This is a genomic window from Natronorubrum halobium (genome assembly GCF_051351675.1).
Classification (GTDB): Archaea; Halobacteriota; Halobacteria; order Halobacteriales; family Natrialbaceae; genus Natronorubrum.
In genome coordinates this window covers 4011977-4028253 of record NZ_CP195595.1, presented here as the reverse complement: position 1 = coordinate 4028253, position 16277 = coordinate 4011977, and the positions used below count along the sequence as shown (strand labels likewise).

Sequence of the window (16277 nt, the reverse complement as noted above, 5' to 3'; positions counted from 1 at the left end):
GCTCAGCGGTCCGGTTGCCGGTCCGGATCCGCACCCAGCCCCGCCTCCGAGATGATCTCCGCGCCCGTCGACGAGAGTTCGACGGAGATGTCGCCGGGGACGGCCTTGCTGATTTCGTCGACGTTGCCCGCGAGCACCGTCAGGATGTCGTCCGGGTTCGCGTACAGCAACATGTTGCCGTCCTGGCCCTCCGCGACGAGTTGCGTGTCGTTCAAAACGATCTGGTCGTTCTGGATCGTCGCCGCGACGACCGGGAGCGCCTCCGGCTTGCCCTGCTCGGTGTCCTTGACCTTTCGGATGTGAACGGCCTCGAGGTCGAGGACCTCCTTGTGCTCCCGGATCACTTCGGCACACGAGACCATATCCTGGAGCAGCGCCGACTTCTGGTGGCCGCCGTGCCCGTCGTCGCCGTCGAGACAGTGCTGGCAGACGCGAAGTTCGATTCGCATTGGGAGAGCGTTGTGGCTGGACACCGATGAGAATTCCGTTCCGGACCTCTCGACGCGGTGCTCGAGACGCCGAGCGGAGCGACGGCGTCGGAGTCGATCCACCCGTTCCAGTCGATTCGCCGTCCGGATGGAGCCCGTTTCTTTACGCTTCGTCCCGTAGTCCGACAGATGGATGACACCGAGTACCACAGGCTGCTCGGGATGGGTGAATCGGCCTTCGAGACCCTCGAGGAACACCTCGAGCGTCGAAACTACGAGGGGCGGACGTACCGGCACCTCTCGGACGCCCGGCACGGAGTCGAACGCGGAACGGCCCTGATCGCCGGCGAGGTCGTCCGCGGCTTTCCGAAGATTTCGCGGACGCTCGTCCTCGCGGAGGGCATTCCGACCCGATTCGCCGACCGCTGCGACCGGATCGCCGTCGAGGAGAAGTTGAACGGCTACAACGTCCGCGCGGCGCGGATCGACGGCGACGTCCTCGCGTTCTCGCGAAGCGGGATCGTCTGTCCGTTCACGACGCGCGTTCTGGATCGACTGGTCGACCTCGAGGCCCTGTTCGAGGCGTATCCGCGGGCGATGGTCTGCGGGGAGATGATCGGCCCCGAGAACCCGTACACGGCACACGATTATCCCGACGTCGACTCGCTGACCTTTCGGGCGTTCGACTGGCGCGACCGGGTGTCGGGCGACCCCCTGGCGGTCGAGCAGCGCCGCGAGCGCTACGACCGGTTCGAGGTACCCCAGACGCGACTGTTCGGCACCTACGCGGTCGGGGACGCGGCCGACGACGTTCGCAGCATCGTCGACGACCTCGACGCCGACGGCCGCGAGGGTGTCGTGATGAAGTCCCCCGACGGGACCGAGCAACTGAAGTACACGACGTCCGCCTCGAACCGCGGCGATCTGGCGTACGCGTTCTCGTTACCGTTCGACTACGGCAAACCGTTCATGTTCCGACGACTCATCAGGGAGGGGTTCCAGACCGTCGAGTGGGACGAATCCGACGACGTCGCGCGCGACCGTGCCCACGAACTCGGTGAGGCCATCCTGCTCTCGATGCGGGAGACGATCCGGACCGTCGCCGACGGCGACGCCGTCGGCGAGCGCCACACCGTTCGGGCCAGCCCCGAGACTGTCGACGTCCTGCTCGAGCACCTCCGCGGACAGGGGCTCCAGATCGAAATCGAGGCCGACCGTCGCGAGGACGGCGACCGCGTCTGTACGTTCTGTAAACGCACGCAGTCGACCAACGACAGGACCGAAAACTACCTCGAGGGTCACATCGTCCGGGAGTGAGACCGTCGGAGAGAATCACTCGAATAGCGGTCGTTCGTCCGCGGCCGCTCACTCGTCGCGTCCTGCGGCGATCGCTCGAATCCGCTCGTTACCGGAGTCGACGTAGCCGCCGTGGAAGCAGACGACGTGTTCGACCTCGAGAGCCGCGAGGTCGGCGACGGACTCGAGCGCGCGGTCCATGTCTGGCGTGAACTCGGGCTTCGGACCGGACAGCGGTTCGTCACCATCACCGTCGGCGACGAGCGCATCGCCGGCGAGCAACAAGTCGCCCTCGGGGAAGTACAACGAGACGTGGCCCGGCGCGTGTCCGGGGGTGTCGACGACCTCCATCGGCCCCGCCAACGTCGGAATCCGAACGCCGCCGGTGAGTTCCAGATCGACCGAGGCGGGCGGGTACCGATCGCCGTCACCCTTGATCGGGTCCCGTTTCCCCGTCACGTACGGCGCTTCCTCGCGATGGGTTGCGACGACCGCGTCGACGTGCTCGAGCAGGTCCGTGAGCCCGCCGGCGTGATCGCCGTCGTGGTGAGTCAGGAGGACGAGCCAGACGTCCTCGAGTTCGTAGCCCAGCGATCGGAGATGGGTTCGAACGGCCTCGACCGCCCCTTCCGGGCCGACGTCGATCAGGATCAGTCCCCGCTCGGTCTCGACGAGCGTCGGGGTGATCGTCAGCTCTCGGCCGCCGTAGTCGACCGTGATCGGGAGCGCGTGGACGCCTGCCTCGCGATCTTCGTTCGTTCCCATACGCCAGACGTTCACCGCCAGAACGAAAGGATTGTCGTCCGTCGGTCGGCGGATCCGATCGCTGCATTAGTGGGTTGATGCTAACAATAATTTAATTGGTAGAAGAATATAAATAATATTGGTTGTTGTTCTCGAGTATGAAAAATGCCTCCGGGTTTCCCACCCTCGAGGGAGAGACGGACCCGTTTGCCGACGCCGACGCGCTGTCACTCCCGGCGTCCGTTCGGCCGCTAGCTGCCGCCTACGACGAGCGTATTGCGGATCGGGATCGGTCCCTCTGGCGCTGGCTCTACCGCGCGACCGCCGAGTTCGGACTCTCGTGTGTCGAACCCGACCGGGTCGAGCACGCCCGCAGTGCGAAGGTCCTCGCCACGATGTTCATCACCGTGGTCGACGACGTCGCCGAGCGATACGGCGACCGGGAGACGCTCGCGGAACTGCTGAAGGTCCCCTTCGAGCACCAGGACGCCGATCCGACTCGAGCGGGCGCTGCCGGCGAGTACGTCCGATTCCAGCGGGAACTCTGGACGGCGTTGCGGGCGCTGTACGACGACGGGCCGCGGGCCGGCGAGTTCGCGAATCTGTTCCGGTTCGACCTCCGTCAGGCGCTCCAGTCGGTCGACTACTCCGCGCTGCTGGCGCAGTATCCTCCCCTCGCCTCCGAACGCGAACTCTGGACGTACGACGCTCACAACATGATGGTGCTCTGTTTCGCCGGTATCGATCTCGCGTACTCGCCGTCGTTCGACACTGCCGAACTCGCGCCGGTTCGGCAGGTCGTCACTCGAGCCCAACGGATGGCCCGGGTCGGCAACTGGATCGCCACCTGGGAACGCGAACTCGCCGAAGGCGACTGCAGTTCGGGGGTCGTGGTCCGTGCGCTGGAAACCGGCGTCGTCTCGAGTGCGGAACTGCAGGCGCTCCGGAGGCGACCGACGGACGACGTCGTCGAACCGGTCGTCGCGGCGATTCGCGAGTCCGACATCGAGGCCTACTTCGTCGACCGCTGGCGCAGCGAGTACGACGAGGCGGCGCAGTTCGTCGGAGCGGTCGAAAGCGTCGATCTCCGCGCGTATCTCGAGGGGTTCGAGACGATCTTTCGGGCACAGCTCGCGAACCGGCCGTCGAACTGATTGAATTGCGCAAAGCGCCGCGCAGCGGGCGTATCACTCGTCAGTATCGATCGATGGAGCGGAGTCCGGTGCTCAGTGAGCTGGCGCAGCTCGTTTCGGTCCGAGTAACCTACGTGCGACGATTCTTGCTCCGAGACCGATTCGATCAGTGAAGCGCCGACTCGATCGATCGCTCGAGGTCACCGGTCAGGTCGTCGACGTGTTCGATGCCGACGCTCACCCGGATCAGACCGTCCGTGAGGCCGGCTGCCACGCGCTCCTCGCGGGGAATTGCGGCGTGGGTCATCGGTGCGGGTTGTTCGATCAAGCTTTCCACGCCGCCGAGACTCTCCGCGAGCGTGAAGACATCGGTGTTCGAGACGACCTCGCCGGCCTCCTCGAGGCTCGCGTCGAGTTCGAAACTCAGCATGCCGCCGAAGTCGTCCATCTGTTCGGCGGCGATCTCGTGGCCGGGGTGGGACTCGAGGCCGGGGTAGTAGACCCGATCGACGTCGGGGTGGCCGTCGAGCCACTGAGCGATCGCGCGGGCGTTCTCGCAGTGACGATCCATGCGGACGGGCAGCGTCTTGGTGCCCCGCAGGACGAGGAAACAGTCGAACGGACCGGGCGTCGCCCCGACGGAGTTCTGGTAGAACCCCAATCGCTCGTCCAGGTCCTCGTCGTTCGTCAGGAGCGCCCCGCCGACGACGTCCGAGTGGCCGCCGAGGTACTTGGTCAGGGAGTGGGAGACGATGTCGGCGCCGAGATCCAGCGGTCGCTGGAGGTACGGCGTCGCGAACGTGTTGTCGATGGCACACAGCGCGTCGTTCGCGTGGGCGATCTCGGCCGCGCCCGCGATGTCGACGATCGACATGAGCGGATTGGTCGGGGTCTCGAGCCACAGCAGTTCCGTGTTATCCCGAAACGCCGCCTCGATCTCGTCGAGGTCGGTCATATCGACGAACGAGAACTCGATATCGTACTCCTCGTACACCTGCGTGAAGATGCGGTGAGTGCCGCCGTAGACGTCGTTACCGGTGACGACGTGATCGCCGGCCTCGAGGAGGTTGAGCACGGTGTTGATCGAGGCCATGCCGCTGGCGAACGCGCGACCGTAGTCGGCGTTCTCGAGGCTCGCCAGGTTCGCCTCCAGATCGGTTCGGGTGGGATTCCCCGTTCGGGAGTACTCGTAGCCCCGGTGGTCTCCCGGCGCGTCCTGCTCGTACGTCGAGTTGGCGTGGATCGGCGTCATCAGCGCGCCCGTTTCCTCGTCGGGGTCCTGTCCGGCGTGGATCGAACGGGTCTCGAGTCGGAACTGTTCGCCGTCGCTTCCGTCACCGGTGTCGCTCTCGCGGTCGTCCATACGGGCTCAACGGACTCGAGTGGGGTTACTCTTGCTTTCGCTTTCGGCCGATTCGGTCGGCGGCCGGCGCGCTCTAGATTCGTTGGGGTGTCGTGGACTCGGAGCTCGGTTCCGAGACGACGTGGTCGACGAGTTTCGCCTCGATCTTCCGGAGGTGCTCGCCGACCGTCCCTCCGGCGATACCGACCTCGCGGCCGATGTCCTCGTAGGTCGCGTCTCGCGGCGAACCGTAGTAGCCGAGTTCGAGGGCCGTCTCGAACAGCCGCCGCTGCTGTGCGGTCAGTTTCGCGAGGAAGACGTTCTCGTCGGGCGCGAACGCCTGCTTCGTCTCGAGAACGACCTCGACGTCGTCGGGGATCACCGACGTCGCGCGCTTGAACGAGCGTTCGGTCGCGAGGTAGGTCACCCGCAGGTCGCCGTCTCGGACGTAGGTCATCGGGGGATCGAGGAAGACTCGAAACTCCCGTGTGACCCGGAGGAGGGCGCGAACGGTCTCGTTCGGGACGAACAGGGAACAGAGGAAGATCCGGTCGTCGAACGCCTCGAGCCAGTAGCCGAGCGCGCCGAGTTCGTCGTCCACGAACGCCTCCACCCGGTCGAACTCGCCGCCCAGTTCGTACAGCATCACGCCCAGGTCGTCGGTAACGAGGCGGATCCGGTGGATCGCGACCCGTTCGACTCCCTCCCGCCGGTCGATCCGTCTCTCGAAGGGGTGAAACCACCCGTCGTCCGGAGCGAGTCGAACGTCGTAGTGACGCATACCCATCCGTCCGAACCGTCCACTCATTATTATCCGTTCGCAAAACCGGGGTTAAGGCCAGCTTTCCTGAACGCCCGAAAACAGGCGTTTTCGACGGCCAGCGTGAGTATTCTACGATGCAACAGTGGGCGTACTGACAGCTCGGGAGACTCGAAGCGGTCACGTTCGAGTCGGTACGTGCGAGCGAAGCGAGCGCGCCGCGTTCAACTACTCGCGAACAAGCGCCGCGCGACGACCGGTGGGCGGAAGACGTGCGTTTTATAACCGTCACCGATCAAGAGCCCCGTACGACTATGCCACACTCTAATGGCCCCCGTCAGGGAACCCGGCGAAAACTCGCGAACGATCCTCGAGACCGCGGGACGTCTCCGCCACAGCGAGCGATTCAGGAGTACGAAGCGGGAGAGAAAGTCCACCTGAAGATCGACCCGAGCGTTCCGAACGGACGCTACCACCCTCGCTTCGACGGTCAGACCGGCGAAGTCGTCGGCAAACAGGGCGACGCGTTCAAGGTGCAGATCAGCGACCGCGGCAAGGAGAAGACCCTGATCGTCACCGCGGCACACATGCACGCACAGAACCAGGACAAGAACCGGATCTAAGCCAGGAATGACGATCTTCAAAGAGATCGTCGACGAGGAGTTCCTGACGATCTCGGAGACGAAGGAGCTGCTCGCCGACATCGAAGCCGAACGCGCGCTGGACGAAGAGCGTGAGCTGCGGTACGAACTCGCGCGAGCGATCGAACACGCCAACCGCTTTGCGGTCCTGGAGCCCGAAGAGGCGCAGGAACTCGTCGACGACCTCGAGGCGCTCGAGAAGGTCGACGAACCGACGGCGTACAAGATCGCCAATCTCCTGCCGCGTAACCGAGACGAACTTCGCTCGGTGTACGCCCAACAGCGGTACTCGCTCTCGGGAGACGAACTCGACGAGATTCTCAACGTCCTCGCGCAGTACGTCTGACGGCGACCGGGCCGACTCTTTAAGTACGCCCTCGTCGTATCGAAAACCAATGAGCGAAGCCGACAGCGACGGGACGGATATCCGGCGCGCAGTCGTGTTGGACTATCTCGCACACGGGCTCTCCGACGACGGGCGGCCACAGTACGAGAAGTCACCGGCGGGGTACGCCCTCGGAGTCGACGATTTTCAGCTCTATCAGGTCGCCTTCGACGAAGAGGAGCGACTGACGATCGGGAGCGAAGTCGTCGTCGAACCGCCCGGGGAGCGCGAAATCGTGACCGAAGCCCACCGCGTCGACTACGAGAACCTCTCCTCAGGTGCCCAGTCGGAACTCGAGTACGTCGTCGCCGATCTGGTCGAGGAGAACGAACAGCGGTTCGTCGACTTCTACAACGACGCCCAGCCGATCACGCTGCGTCTCCACCAACTCAATCTCCTGCCGGGGATCGGGAAGAAACTCCGCAACGGGATCCTCGACGAACGCAAACGCAAGCCCTTCGAGAGCTTCGACGAGCTTTCCGAACGCGTCTCCGGGCTGCACGACCCCGACGAAGTGCTGGTCGAGCGGATTCTCGAGGAACTGCGCGACGACGACCTCAAATACCAGACGTTCGTCGGCCGGCGCGAGCAGGAACAGAACCAGTAGGTCGGCTCCTGCAGTTCGCAGCGTTTCGAGTGCGGGACGACGTAATCGCCCTCGAGAGGCATCCGGTGGTCCGGTGGCGTCGAGAAGCGTTCGACGTCGACCTCTCACTCGTTACTGCCGTTCTTGCGCCCCCACTCCGAGCGTCTGCGCTGTCGGGAGTTCCCAGCCGTACGTGACGGCTGCGACTCGCGTCCCGACGGTCACGCTCGCACAGACGGCTGCGGCGGTACTACCGGTCCACCCGAGCGTCACCACGAGCCAGTACGTGAACCCGCCGAGTACTGCACAACTCGCGTAGAAATCTCCCAACAGGATAAACGGCGACCGGTCCAGCAGGATGTCCGCGAAGGCGCCACCGCCGACGGCGTTGATCGTCGCAATCGCGACGACGCCGAACCCCGAGACGCCGGCTTCGGTGGCGACGATCGCTCCGGTCGTCGTGAACGCAGCCAGTCCGATCGCGTCGGAGAGGACGGTCGCCGGATGTTCGTCCGCGGCATCGAGTGCGAGGCTCAGACCGATCGCCAAACAGACGCCGAGCAGTCCGAGCCCGATCTCGATCGGCGACCTGAGTACGAGCGGAACGCGATTGACGAGGAGATCCCGCGTCGCCCCGCCAGCGAACGCCGTGGCGAGCCCGACGATCGTCACCCCGAACAGATCGAACTCCTCGCGAATCGCTTTGGTCGACCCGACCACCGCGAACGCGACTAACCCGATCGTGTTCATCGTCGCAAACGGGTTCCCGAACAGGATCTCGACGAACTTCAGCGTCACTGCATTCACCCACGCGGCAGCGCGTATTGAGGGCTACGGATCGAGTCTCTCCCGTCCCCGTTCGTCCGGCCGAGACGGTGCGTTTACACCTGCCCCCGCCGAAACGCCGCCAATGAGAGATCCAGACGGACTGATCGCGCGGGCGGGCGTCCGGGGCGATCCGGACCGCGATCAGCACTTCCTCGTCGACGACCGCGTCCTCGATCGACTGCCGACCTACGTAGCGGAGATCGACGCCGACACCAGCCATCTGCTCGAGATCGGCGGCGGGACGGGCGCGCTGACGGATCGGTTGCTGGCGATGGGCGACGAGGACGACGAGGTCACCGTCGTCGAACGCGACCGCGACCTCGCCGCCTTTCTCCGCGAGGAGTTCGCCGACGAGATCGATGCCGGACAACTGACCGTGATCGAGGGCGACGCCCTCGAGGTCGCGTTGCCCGACTTCACCGCCTCGGTGTCCAACCTCCCCTACGGCGTCTCGAGCGAGATTACGTTCCGCCTGCTGCCCGAAAAACGCCCCCTCGTCCTGATGTTCCAGCAGGAGTTCGCCGAGCGGATGGTCGCCGAGCCCGGGACCCCCGAGTACGGCCGGCTCTCCGTCTCGACCCAGCACTACGCGGACGCCGAACTCGTCGAGTCGATTCCGAAGGAAGCGTTCTCGCCGCCGCCGGCGGTCCGGAGCGCGGTCGTCAGACTCGTGCCTCGCGATCCCGACTACGCGGTCGACGACGAGGAGTTCTTCCTGCGATTCGTCAAGGCGCTGTTCACCCAGCGCCGGAAGACGATCCGAAACGGGATCCGGAACACGGCCCACATCTCCGGACTCGAGGAGCCCGACGCGGTCGTCGAGGCGGCCGACGAGGAGATTCTGCAGAAGCGTGCCGGCGCGATGGCACCGGCGGAGTTCGCGGCGCTGGCCCAGCTCGCGGCCGACGTCAGCGCGGTGGGTGAGGGACAGTAAGGCCGTGACGGCCACTCTCGGGCGGACGAGAACCGTTGGCAGTATCGACACCGACCGACGGATACTCGTAGCTACGCGGACGACAGCCTCGAGAGACGACGACTACCTATGTCCGAGATACTGACGGGGTTCGACTGGCTCTCGAACGTCTTCGAGACGACCAACGGCAGACTCGCGGTCACGTTCGCAGCGGTCGGCGTCCTGCTCGTCGTCCTCCTCTCCTATCGCCGGCTTCAGGGGTGGCTCGCCGAGCGAACGCGGCCGCTGTACAGCGACATCATCTCGGTGAGCGTGTTGATCTCGACCTGTCTACTCAGTCTGGCCGTCGTCCTGGGCGTCTGGGACTATACCAGCCAAATTCAGTCGGTTTACGCGGATCAGGATCTCGGTAGCGACGTCATCGCGCGCGGCGTGTTCACGTTCGTTCTCGTCATCGGGACGCTCATCGCCACTCGATTCGTCCGCCGAGTGCTCCGGGAGGTGCTCGGCTCGGCGACGGCCGTGACCGACCATCAGCGAGAGATCACTCATCGACTCTCACAGGTGCTGATCTGGTCGGTTTCGCTCGTTATCATTCTCGGCGTCTGGGTCGACGACCTCGGCGGCCTGCTCGTTGGGGCCGGATTTCTCGGTATCGTCATCGGTATGGCCGCCCGGCAGACGCTCGGCACGGTCATCGCCGGCTTCGTTCTGATGTTCGATCGGCCGTTCGAGATCGGCGACTGGATCGAAGTCGACGACGAGGAGGGGATCGTCACCGACATCTCGATCGTCAACACCCGACTCCAGTCGTTCGACGGCGAGTACATCATGATCCCCAACGACGTCATCTCTTCGAGTATAGTGACGAATCGGTCGAAGCGCGGCCGACTGCGGGTCGAAGTGGACGTGGGGATCGATTACTCGACCGATCCCGAACGGGCCGGCGAGATCGCGAAAACGGTGGTCTCCGATCTCGACGAGTCGCTGATGGCTCCGTCACCGCAGGTTATCACGAAGGAGTTTGCCGACTCGGCGGTCGTGCTCGGCGTGCGGTTCTGGATCGACAATCCGAGTGCGAGACGCTTCTTGAAGGCTCGAACGGTCGCGATTCACACGATCAAGCGGGCATTCGAGGACGAGGGTATCAAGATCCCCTACCCGCAGCGGGAACTCACCGGCCGGGCCGAAACCGGCGGGTTCCGGATCGCCGAAGACGGGACTCGAGCGGCGAGCGACTCGTCGCTGGATCCACAGGAGAACGATATGGACGACTCAGCCGAACCCGACGCAACCGACGAACCGACTCGAGAGACGAAAACGGGAACGCCCTCGGAGGACGACTGATGGGGCTGGAAGACCGGCGCGGCGTCGATACGGACGTCTACCAGCCCGCGGAGGACTCCCACCTGCTCGCGCAGGCGGCCTGTGAGCGGCTCACGGCCGATGACGGCGGGGGCGAACCGCTCGTCCTCGAGGTCGGCACGGGCTCCGGCTACGTCGCGGGGCGGATCGACGAGGAGACGACCGCGCGCGTGATCGCCGCGGATCTGAACCCGCACGCGGTTCGACAGGCCCGCGAGGAGGGACTCGAGGCGGTCCGCGCCGATCTGGTCGCGCCGTTCGCCGACGGCGCCTTCGACGCCGTCGTCTTCAACCCGCCGTACCTTCCGACCGATCCCGACAACGAGTGGGACGACTGGATGGAACGCGCGCTGTCGGGCGGGGAGGACGGCCGGGCCGTCATCGATCCCTTCCTCGCCAGCATCGGTCGCGTGCTCGCCCCCGACGGCGTCGTCTACCTGCTCGTCAGCAGCCTGACAGGGGTCGACGAGGTCGTCGAGGAGGCCGGCAAGCACGGGTTCAGCGCCGTCGCCGTCGCCGACGAGTCGTTCCCGTTCGAGACGCTGACGGTGCTCGAGTTAGTCCGGTAACCCGGTATCGGACCCGAATCTATTTTGTGTCCGATTGGAAACGGTCGGACTAATGCCCTCCTCGAGACGAACGGTTCTGACGGCTATCGCCGCCGGAAGCGTCGCGTTCGCCGGCTGTTCGACGCTGACTCGCTCGCCCTCGCCCGACGATCCGCCGGCGGCGGGCGTCGACGAACTGCCGGATCCCGAGGATCACATCTACGGTGCGGACGGCAGTTGGTCGAATTTCGGCTGTAACGCGTCCAACACCCGCGAAGTCGCCGACGGAAAGGCACCCGTCGACGGCGTCAATGAACGCTGGCGCGTCGAGGTGGCACAACTCGCCTACCACGCACCCGCGGTCGCCGACGGTCGCGTCTATCAGCCCGATTTCCGAACGCTTCGTGTCCTCGACGCCGCGGACGGTGCGGAACTGTGGACGGTCGAGGACGGCAGGACGGCACCGCTGGTCCGGAACGGCGTCGCGTACGTTTCGATCGGGAACGCGATCCACGCGCTCGAGGCCGAAACGGGTGAGACGCTGTGGGAACGCGAGTTCGAGACGCCCGGTAACGTGACGACGCCGGCGACGTACGCCGGTGACGAACTGATCTGTGGGGCGGGCGAACAGGTCGTGGCGCTCGATCCCGAGGACGGTTCCGTGGCGTGGCGACGCGACGTGTTCGGACAGGTTCTCCATCACGCGGCCTTCTTCATGGGATACTCGATCGTCGTCGCGACGGAAGCCGGAATGGTCTACCTGCTCAGTGAAGACGGGATCGGGGGGCGGCGCTGGCAACTCCCGGCCCCACCGATGTGTCCGCCGAGTGCGGACGCGAATTCGATCTACGTGAGTTGCCGAGACGGGAGGACGTACGCGCTGACGGACGATGACGGACACGCGGACGGCGTGTACTGGGAAGTCGAGACGGGATGGACGGAACGCGGGATCGGCGTTGCGGACGGTCTCGTCCTCGTCGCGGGTACTCACGGTTTCTCCGCCGTCAGCTCCGACACCGGCGAGCGCTACTGGGAGTACGACATCGGCGACTGGCGACACACGGCCCCGGCGTACGGCCGCGAGACGGTTTTCGTGGGTGGTGACCGGCTGCGAGCGTTCGATCCCTCGCCCGGAAGCGACCCGGATAACGGGCCCGCACTCCGGTTCGAGCGGGAGTTCGAGGGACGCGTCGGTCCCGGACCGGTCCTCGACGACGGCACCCTGTACGTGGTTGCAGCAGTCGAAGACGAGTCGTACGCGTTGCTGGCCCTCGAGTAGCGCTGGTTCCAGACGACGAGTACTTCGACGGCGGCGAACGAAAACCGTTCGAGGCCGTTTAGGCCGGCAGGTTCGGAAGCACCGTCGCCAGCGCCAGGATAATGACGAACGCCGTCACGGAGATGATCGTGGTCAACACCGTCCAGATTTTCAACGTCTCGCCCTCCGTGAGGCCGCCGATCTCCTTGATGAGCCAGAAGCCGCTGTCGTTGAACCACGAGCAGATGTTTCCGCCGGCACCGATGATCAGCGCGAGGTAGACCGCGCTCACGCCGAGTTCCGGCACTTGCGGGGCCATGATTCCCGCCGTCGTGATCATGGCGACGGTCGCAGAGCCCTGCGCGATACGAATCGCCGCCGCGATGACCCACGCCGAGACCAGCACCGAGATACCGGCGCCGCCGACGCTGATGAGGTCGACGATGTACTCACCGATGCCGGACGCCGCGAGCAAGGCGCCGAACGCACCGCCGGCGGAGGTGATCGCCGCGATGTGTCCGCCGCTCTTGAGCGCTTCGACGAGTTCGTCGTTCCAGACGTCCTGATCGAGGTTCCGGATACGCAAGTAGGTCACCGCGGCCACCAGCGCGGCCGCGGTGAGCGCGAAGTTCGGATCGCCGACGAAGGCCGCGGCCGGCTGTGCCGCCTCGAGCGGTCCCTCGACCGCGTCGAGACCGAAGTAACCGTCCGCAGCCAGATCGAGGAGGTAGTCGAGCGTCGTGTTCGACGCGACGAGGACGACCGCGAGCAGGATCGGCAGCGAGGCCTCGAAGACGCCGGGCAGTGCCGACAGCTCTCGTTCCGCGAGTTCGTGTGCGTCTTCGGCGGTCGATCCGACCGTCTCGCGGAGCGGAATGTCGTCGAGTCGGCGGTTGATCCACTTTCCGTAGAGGATTCCCGAGACGATCGCCGTCGGGATAGCGACGATCGCACCGATGACCATCGTCCACAGGAGATCGGCTCCGAGTTCGAGCGAGACCGCGAGCGGGCCCGGCGTCGGTGGAACGAGCACGTGCGTCGTCGCTGCACCGGCGCCGATGACGGCGATGTACAGCGCGTAGTCGCGGCCGGTGCGGGCCCGCATCGAGCGTGCGAGCGGCGTCAACAGGAAGAACACGTTGTCGAAGAAGACGGGAATCGACAGCGCGGTACTGCTTCCCCACAGCGCGAGGTAGGAGCGCTCCTCGCTGATCAACGACTGAAACGCCCGAACGATCCGTTCTGCGGCACCGCTCTCCATCATCGCCTTGCCGATGATCGCGGCCATCAGGATCGGAATACCGACCCCTTCGAACGTCTCGCCGAGGCCGACGGCCAACTCCGACGGGACGTCACCGAGCGGAACCTCGGCCGTCACGATACCGACGATGAGGCCGGCGATAATGAGACCCAGTACGGCGGGTAATCGAAGCCACACGAGCAGCGCGATTACGGCGATCAACCCGATTGCAAAGACAATCAGGGGATTTTCAAACGCCATACGCTGGCATCCAGCACGAGGTAAATAACAATTAGGAATTCGAGACCGTATAAATATTTGAGCGGTCACATAAAACTAATGATGCTTCTCGGATACTCGAACGCTGTATCGGCGTCGATTCCACGTCGCTCGACGGACGACAGTGGCGGTTCTGGACGCGATATCGCACTCTACTACCCCACCGACAATTACTGCCACGTATTTGTTGATATGGAAAATATTAAGCGTCGGTATACCCTACCCGGTCGCACGATGACTGAGTACGTTTCGACCACGCCGGGGCTCTTTCCGCTCCCGGACTGGGCGAAAGACGACCTCTCGGACCTGAAAGGACACCAGAAACACGACCTCATCGGTGGTGACGAAGGCGGGGAGATCGCCGCGGCCTACGAGAACGCCCGCACCGAAGTGATCGAGGACCAGCAGGAGGCCGGCCTCGACCGAATCGTCGAGGGGCAACTGCGCTGGGACGACATGCTCGCCCACCCGCTGGCCGTCCACGACGCCGTCGAAACCCGCGGCATCGTCCGCTACTACGACAACAACAACTTCTATCGAGAGCCCGTCGTCGACGGTGAACTCGACTTCTCCGGCGACGTCGCGAACGAACTCGAGGCTGCGGCCGAACTGTCCGACGGTGACGACCTGCAGGCCGTCCTTCCCGGCCCGTACTCGCTGGCCGACCTCGCAACCGACGAACAGTACGGTGACGAGGCCGAGTTCCTCGGTGCGATCGCCGACTTCCTCGAGGGCGAAGTCGACGCCTTCCCCGAGCACGAGACGCTGTTCCTGCTCGAGCCGTCACTCGTCGAGGACGCGCCCGAAGACGGCGCTGACGAACGCGCCAGCGAGGCGATCGATCAGGTCGCGAGCGCGACGGACGCCGACGTCGTCGTTCAGCCCTACTGGGGCGCACTCGAGGAGAAGGTCTACGCCCACCTGCTCGACGCCGACATCGACGCGGTCGGGTTCGACTTCGTGGCCAACCAGGACGACAACGTCTACAACATTCAGGAGTACGGCGCGACCGGCGACATCTCGCTCGGCCTCGCCGACGGTCAGAACACGCTCGTCGAGGATCCCGAAGCGATCCGCGACCGCGTCGACTGGGTCGAAGACCAGCTGCAGGTCACCGAGTTCGAGACAGTCTACCTGACGACGAACACGGAGACGTTCTACCTGCCGTACGCCAAGTACCAGGAGAAACTCGAGGTCCTCGCCGAAGCCGCGGACCTCGCGGAGGTGACAGCCGCATGAGCACGAACGAGAACGAAAACAAGGATCAGTTCCGACCGGAGAATCACGAGAACGACCACTTCCTGCTGACGACCGTCGTCGGCAGCTACCCGAAGCCCAAGTGGCTCAACCGCGCGAAAGAGCTCTACCAGGACCCCGACCACGGGTTCGACGAGGACGACTATCGAGAGGCCAAAGACGACGCGGCCCGCCTCATCACGAACGAACACGAGCGTGCGGGTCTCGACGTCGTCGTCGACGGCGAGATGCGGCGCAACGAGATGGTCGAGTTCTTCGCCCACCGCATCGACGGCTACGAGTTCAACGGCCCCGTCAAGGTCTGGGGACACAACTACTTCGACAAGCCGAGCGTCGTCAGCGAGGTCGAGTACGACGAGAGCTGGCTCGTCGACGAGTACGAGTTCACCGCCGAGGCCAGCGACCGACCGGTCAAGGTCCCGATCACGGGTCCCTACACGCTCGCCAACTGGTCGTTCAACGAGGCCTACGACGACGACGACGAACTCACGCTCGAACTCGCCGATCTCGTCAACGAGGAGATCGAGAAGCTCGTCGACGCCGGCGCGCGCTACATCCAGATCGACGAGCCCGCGCTAGCGACCACGCCCGACGACCACGCCATCGTCGGCGAGGCGCTCGAGCACATCGTCGAGGATATTCCCGAGGAGGTCCGCATCGGCCTCCACGTCTGTTACGGTGACTACTCGCGTATCTACCCCGAGATCCTCGAGTACCCCGTCGACGAGTTCGACCTCGAACTCGCGAACGGCGACTACGATCAGCTCGACGTCTTCAAGGACCCCGAGTTCACCGCCGATCTCGCGCTCGGCGTCACCGACGTCCACGTCGCCGAGGTCGAATCGGTCGAGCAGATCGAGGCGAACATCAAGAAGGGACTCGAGGTCGTCCCGCCGGAGCAGCTCGTCGTCTCGCCGGACTGCGGCGTGAAGTTGCTGCCCCGCGAGGTCGCCTACGGCAAGATGGCGAACATGGTCGAAGCCGCCCGCAACGTCGAGGCCGACCTCGACGAGGGCAACGTCGACGTCGAACGCGGTGCGCCGACGCCGGCCGACGACTGACGACCCTCTTACGGTATCCGGTTGGTTTTCCTTTCGGAAGCCGTCCCTGGCGTGTTTTTGCGGTCGTGGATCGGCTCCGGACTCGCTCCCGTCGATCAGCTCGTTGCTCGAAACGGTGAACGGGTCATCTGCAGTATCTCCCACCAGACTTATCATCTTGTTTTCACACCTGTGATTCGTGTGAAACGAGGACACTAGGCAACGACGTGGCCG

Annotated in this window: 17 protein-coding genes; 11 read left to right on the top strand and 6 right to left on the bottom strand. The window is 64.8% G+C overall.

Translation table 11 applies throughout. From position 1 onward, the window contains the following. Positions 1–2: 2 nt before the first annotated feature. A complete protein-coding gene (locus ACSFC7_RS20115) occupies positions 3–449 on the bottom strand; it encodes a hypothetical protein (protein ID WP_436344589.1) in 447 nt (148 codons plus the stop codon). Positions 450–617: 168 nt separating this feature from the next. Here ACSFC7_RS20115 and ACSFC7_RS20110 point away from each other — a divergent pair, with 168 nt between their 5' ends. Continuing rightward, complete coding sequence (locus tag ACSFC7_RS20110; RefSeq protein ID WP_436344588.1) at positions 618–1745, top strand: RNA ligase; 1128 nt, start codon at positions 618–620, stop codon at positions 1743–1745. A gap of 48 nt (positions 1746–1793) precedes the next feature. Here ACSFC7_RS20110 and ACSFC7_RS20105 read toward each other — a convergent pair whose 3' ends face one another. Then, positions 1794–2489 (bottom strand): MBL fold metallo-hydrolase, encoded by a 696-nt coding sequence (locus ACSFC7_RS20105; protein ID WP_436344587.1) that lies wholly within the window; start codon positions 2487–2489, stop codon positions 1794–1796. Between the two features lie 137 nt (positions 2490–2626). Here ACSFC7_RS20105 and ACSFC7_RS20100 point away from each other — a divergent pair, with 137 nt between their 5' ends. Next, positions 2627–3622, top strand: a complete 996-nt coding sequence (locus ACSFC7_RS20100; protein WP_436344586.1) for a terpene synthase family protein — start codon at positions 2627–2629, stop codon at positions 3620–3622. 145 nt (positions 3623–3767) lie between these two features. On the opposite strand, the gene ACSFC7_RS20095 is transcribed toward ACSFC7_RS20100, so the two are convergent. Together ACSFC7_RS20095 and ACSFC7_RS20090 are read right to left on the bottom strand one after the other, a co-directional pair. Then, a complete protein-coding gene (locus ACSFC7_RS20095; protein ID WP_436344585.1) occupies positions 3768–4964 on the bottom strand; it encodes a cystathionine gamma-synthase in 1197 nt (398 codons plus the stop codon). 73 nt (positions 4965–5037) lie between these two features. Beyond that, positions 5038–5751: a helix-turn-helix domain-containing protein gene (locus ACSFC7_RS20090; protein ID WP_436344584.1), complete on the bottom strand. Its 714-nt coding sequence runs from the start codon at positions 5749–5751 to the stop codon at positions 5038–5040. A 266-nt stretch (positions 5752–6017) separates the two neighbouring features. Here ACSFC7_RS20090 and ACSFC7_RS20085 point away from each other — a divergent pair, with 266 nt between their 5' ends. The 3 genes from ACSFC7_RS20085 to ACSFC7_RS20075 are packed head-to-tail and all read left to right on the top strand — an operon-like array spanning position 6018 to position 7336. Further along, positions 6018–6326 carry a 50S ribosomal protein L21e gene (locus ACSFC7_RS20085; protein WP_436344583.1) on the top strand — a complete coding sequence of 103 codons (309 nt, stop codon included), beginning with the start codon at positions 6018–6020 and terminating at the stop codon, positions 6324–6326. Positions 6327–6333: 7 nt separating this feature from the next. Then, positions 6334–6690 carry an RNA polymerase Rpb4 family protein gene (locus ACSFC7_RS20080; RefSeq protein WP_436344582.1) on the top strand — a complete coding sequence of 119 codons (357 nt, stop codon included), beginning with the start codon at positions 6334–6336 and terminating at the stop codon, positions 6688–6690. Between the two features lie 49 nt (positions 6691–6739). Next, positions 6740–7336: a DUF655 domain-containing protein gene (locus ACSFC7_RS20075; RefSeq protein WP_436344581.1), complete on the top strand. Its 597-nt coding sequence runs from the start codon at positions 6740–6742 to the stop codon at positions 7334–7336. Positions 7337–7447: 111 nt separating this feature from the next. Here the strand turns inward: ACSFC7_RS20075 and ACSFC7_RS20070 are convergent, their stop codons facing one another. After that, positions 7448–8065 (bottom strand): trimeric intracellular cation channel family protein, encoded by a 618-nt coding sequence (locus tag ACSFC7_RS20070; protein ID WP_436347993.1) that lies wholly within the window; start codon positions 8063–8065, stop codon positions 7448–7450. 160 nt (positions 8066–8225) lie between these two features. Here ACSFC7_RS20070 and ACSFC7_RS20065 point away from each other — a divergent pair, with 160 nt between their 5' ends. From ACSFC7_RS20065 to ACSFC7_RS20050, 4 genes are all read left to right on the top strand, one after another. After that, on the top strand, positions 8226–9077 hold the full coding sequence (locus ACSFC7_RS20065) for a 16S ribosomal RNA methyltransferase A (protein ID WP_436344580.1): 852 nt from the start codon (positions 8226–8228) through the stop codon (positions 9075–9077). A 108-nt stretch (positions 9078–9185) separates the two neighbouring features. Beyond that, positions 9186–10403, top strand: coding sequence for a mechanosensitive ion channel domain-containing protein (locus ACSFC7_RS20060; protein WP_436344579.1), 1218 nt, complete (start codon positions 9186–9188; stop codon positions 10401–10403). Further along, the gene (locus ACSFC7_RS20055) at positions 10403–10990 is read left to right on the top strand and encodes a HemK2/MTQ2 family protein methyltransferase (protein ID WP_436344578.1); all 588 of its coding nucleotides are present in this window, start codon (positions 10403–10405) and stop codon (positions 10988–10990) included. Before ACSFC7_RS20060 ends, ACSFC7_RS20055 begins: the two co-directional genes overlap by 1 nt. Positions 10991–11042: 52 nt before the next feature. Continuing rightward, complete coding sequence (locus ACSFC7_RS20050) at positions 11043–12248, top strand: PQQ-binding-like beta-propeller repeat protein (protein ID WP_436344577.1); 1206 nt, start codon at positions 11043–11045, stop codon at positions 12246–12248. 58 nt (positions 12249–12306) lie between these two features. Here ACSFC7_RS20050 and ACSFC7_RS20045 read toward each other — a convergent pair whose 3' ends face one another. Beyond that, entirely contained in the window at positions 12307–13728 is a 1422-nt protein-coding gene (locus tag ACSFC7_RS20045; protein WP_436344576.1) for a GntP family permease, read from the bottom strand. A gap of 252 nt (positions 13729–13980) precedes the next feature. On the opposite strand from ACSFC7_RS20045, the gene ACSFC7_RS20040 reads away from it, so the two are divergent. Further along, positions 13981–14985 (top strand): 5-methyltetrahydropteroyltriglutamate--homocysteine methyltransferase, encoded by a 1005-nt coding sequence (locus tag ACSFC7_RS20040; protein WP_436344575.1) that lies wholly within the window; start codon positions 13981–13983, stop codon positions 14983–14985. Continuing rightward, on the top strand, positions 14982–16064 hold the full coding sequence (locus ACSFC7_RS20035) for a methionine synthase (RefSeq protein ID WP_436344574.1): 1083 nt from the start codon (positions 14982–14984) through the stop codon (positions 16062–16064). The genes ACSFC7_RS20040 and ACSFC7_RS20035 overlap by 4 nt, the downstream gene beginning before the upstream one ends. Positions 16065–16277: the final 213 nt, after the last annotated feature.

Excerpts from the sequence above, each read along its gene's own strand:
- ACSFC7_RS20085 (WP_436344583.1), top strand. The coding sequence starts at position 6,018 with ATGCCACACTCTAATGGCCCCCGTCAGGGAACCCGGCGAAAACTCGCG.
- ACSFC7_RS20090 (WP_436344584.1), bottom strand. The coding sequence starts at position 5,751 with ATGAGTGGACGGTTCGGACGGATGGGTATGCGTCACTACGACGTTCGA.
- ACSFC7_RS20035 (WP_436344574.1), top strand. The coding sequence starts at position 14,982 with ATGAGCACGAACGAGAACGAAAACAAGGATCAGTTCCGACCGGAGAAT.
- ACSFC7_RS20100 (WP_436344586.1), top strand. The coding sequence starts at position 2,627 with ATGAAAAATGCCTCCGGGTTTCCCACCCTCGAGGGAGAGACGGACCCG.
- ACSFC7_RS20115 (WP_436344589.1), bottom strand. The coding sequence starts at position 449 with ATGCGAATCGAACTTCGCGTCTGCCAGCACTGTCTCGACGGCGACGAC.
- ACSFC7_RS20050 (WP_436344577.1), top strand. The coding sequence starts at position 11,043 with ATGCCCTCCTCGAGACGAACGGTTCTGACGGCTATCGCCGCCGGAAGC.
- ACSFC7_RS20105 (WP_436344587.1), bottom strand. The coding sequence starts at position 2,489 with ATGGGAACGAACGAAGATCGCGAGGCAGGCGTCCACGCGCTCCCGATC.
- ACSFC7_RS20110 (WP_436344588.1), top strand. The coding sequence starts at position 618 with ATGGATGACACCGAGTACCACAGGCTGCTCGGGATGGGTGAATCGGCC.
- ACSFC7_RS20095 (WP_436344585.1), bottom strand. The coding sequence starts at position 4,964 with ATGGACGACCGCGAGAGCGACACCGGTGACGGAAGCGACGGCGAACAG.
- ACSFC7_RS20075 (WP_436344581.1), top strand. The coding sequence starts at position 6,740 with ATGAGCGAAGCCGACAGCGACGGGACGGATATCCGGCGCGCAGTCGTG.
- ACSFC7_RS20045 (WP_436344576.1), bottom strand. The coding sequence starts at position 13,728 with ATGGCGTTTGAAAATCCCCTGATTGTCTTTGCAATCGGGTTGATCGCC.
- ACSFC7_RS20040 (WP_436344575.1), top strand. The coding sequence starts at position 13,981 with ATGACTGAGTACGTTTCGACCACGCCGGGGCTCTTTCCGCTCCCGGAC.
- ACSFC7_RS20080 (WP_436344582.1), top strand. The coding sequence starts at position 6,334 with ATGACGATCTTCAAAGAGATCGTCGACGAGGAGTTCCTGACGATCTCG.
- ACSFC7_RS20055 (WP_436344578.1), top strand. The coding sequence starts at position 10,403 with ATGGGGCTGGAAGACCGGCGCGGCGTCGATACGGACGTCTACCAGCCC.
- ACSFC7_RS20070 (WP_436347993.1), bottom strand. The coding sequence starts at position 8,065 with ATGAACACGATCGGGTTAGTCGCGTTCGCGGTGGTCGGGTCGACCAAA.
- ACSFC7_RS20060 (WP_436344579.1), top strand. The coding sequence starts at position 9,186 with ATGTCCGAGATACTGACGGGGTTCGACTGGCTCTCGAACGTCTTCGAG.
- ACSFC7_RS20065 (WP_436344580.1), top strand. The coding sequence starts at position 8,226 with ATGAGAGATCCAGACGGACTGATCGCGCGGGCGGGCGTCCGGGGCGAT.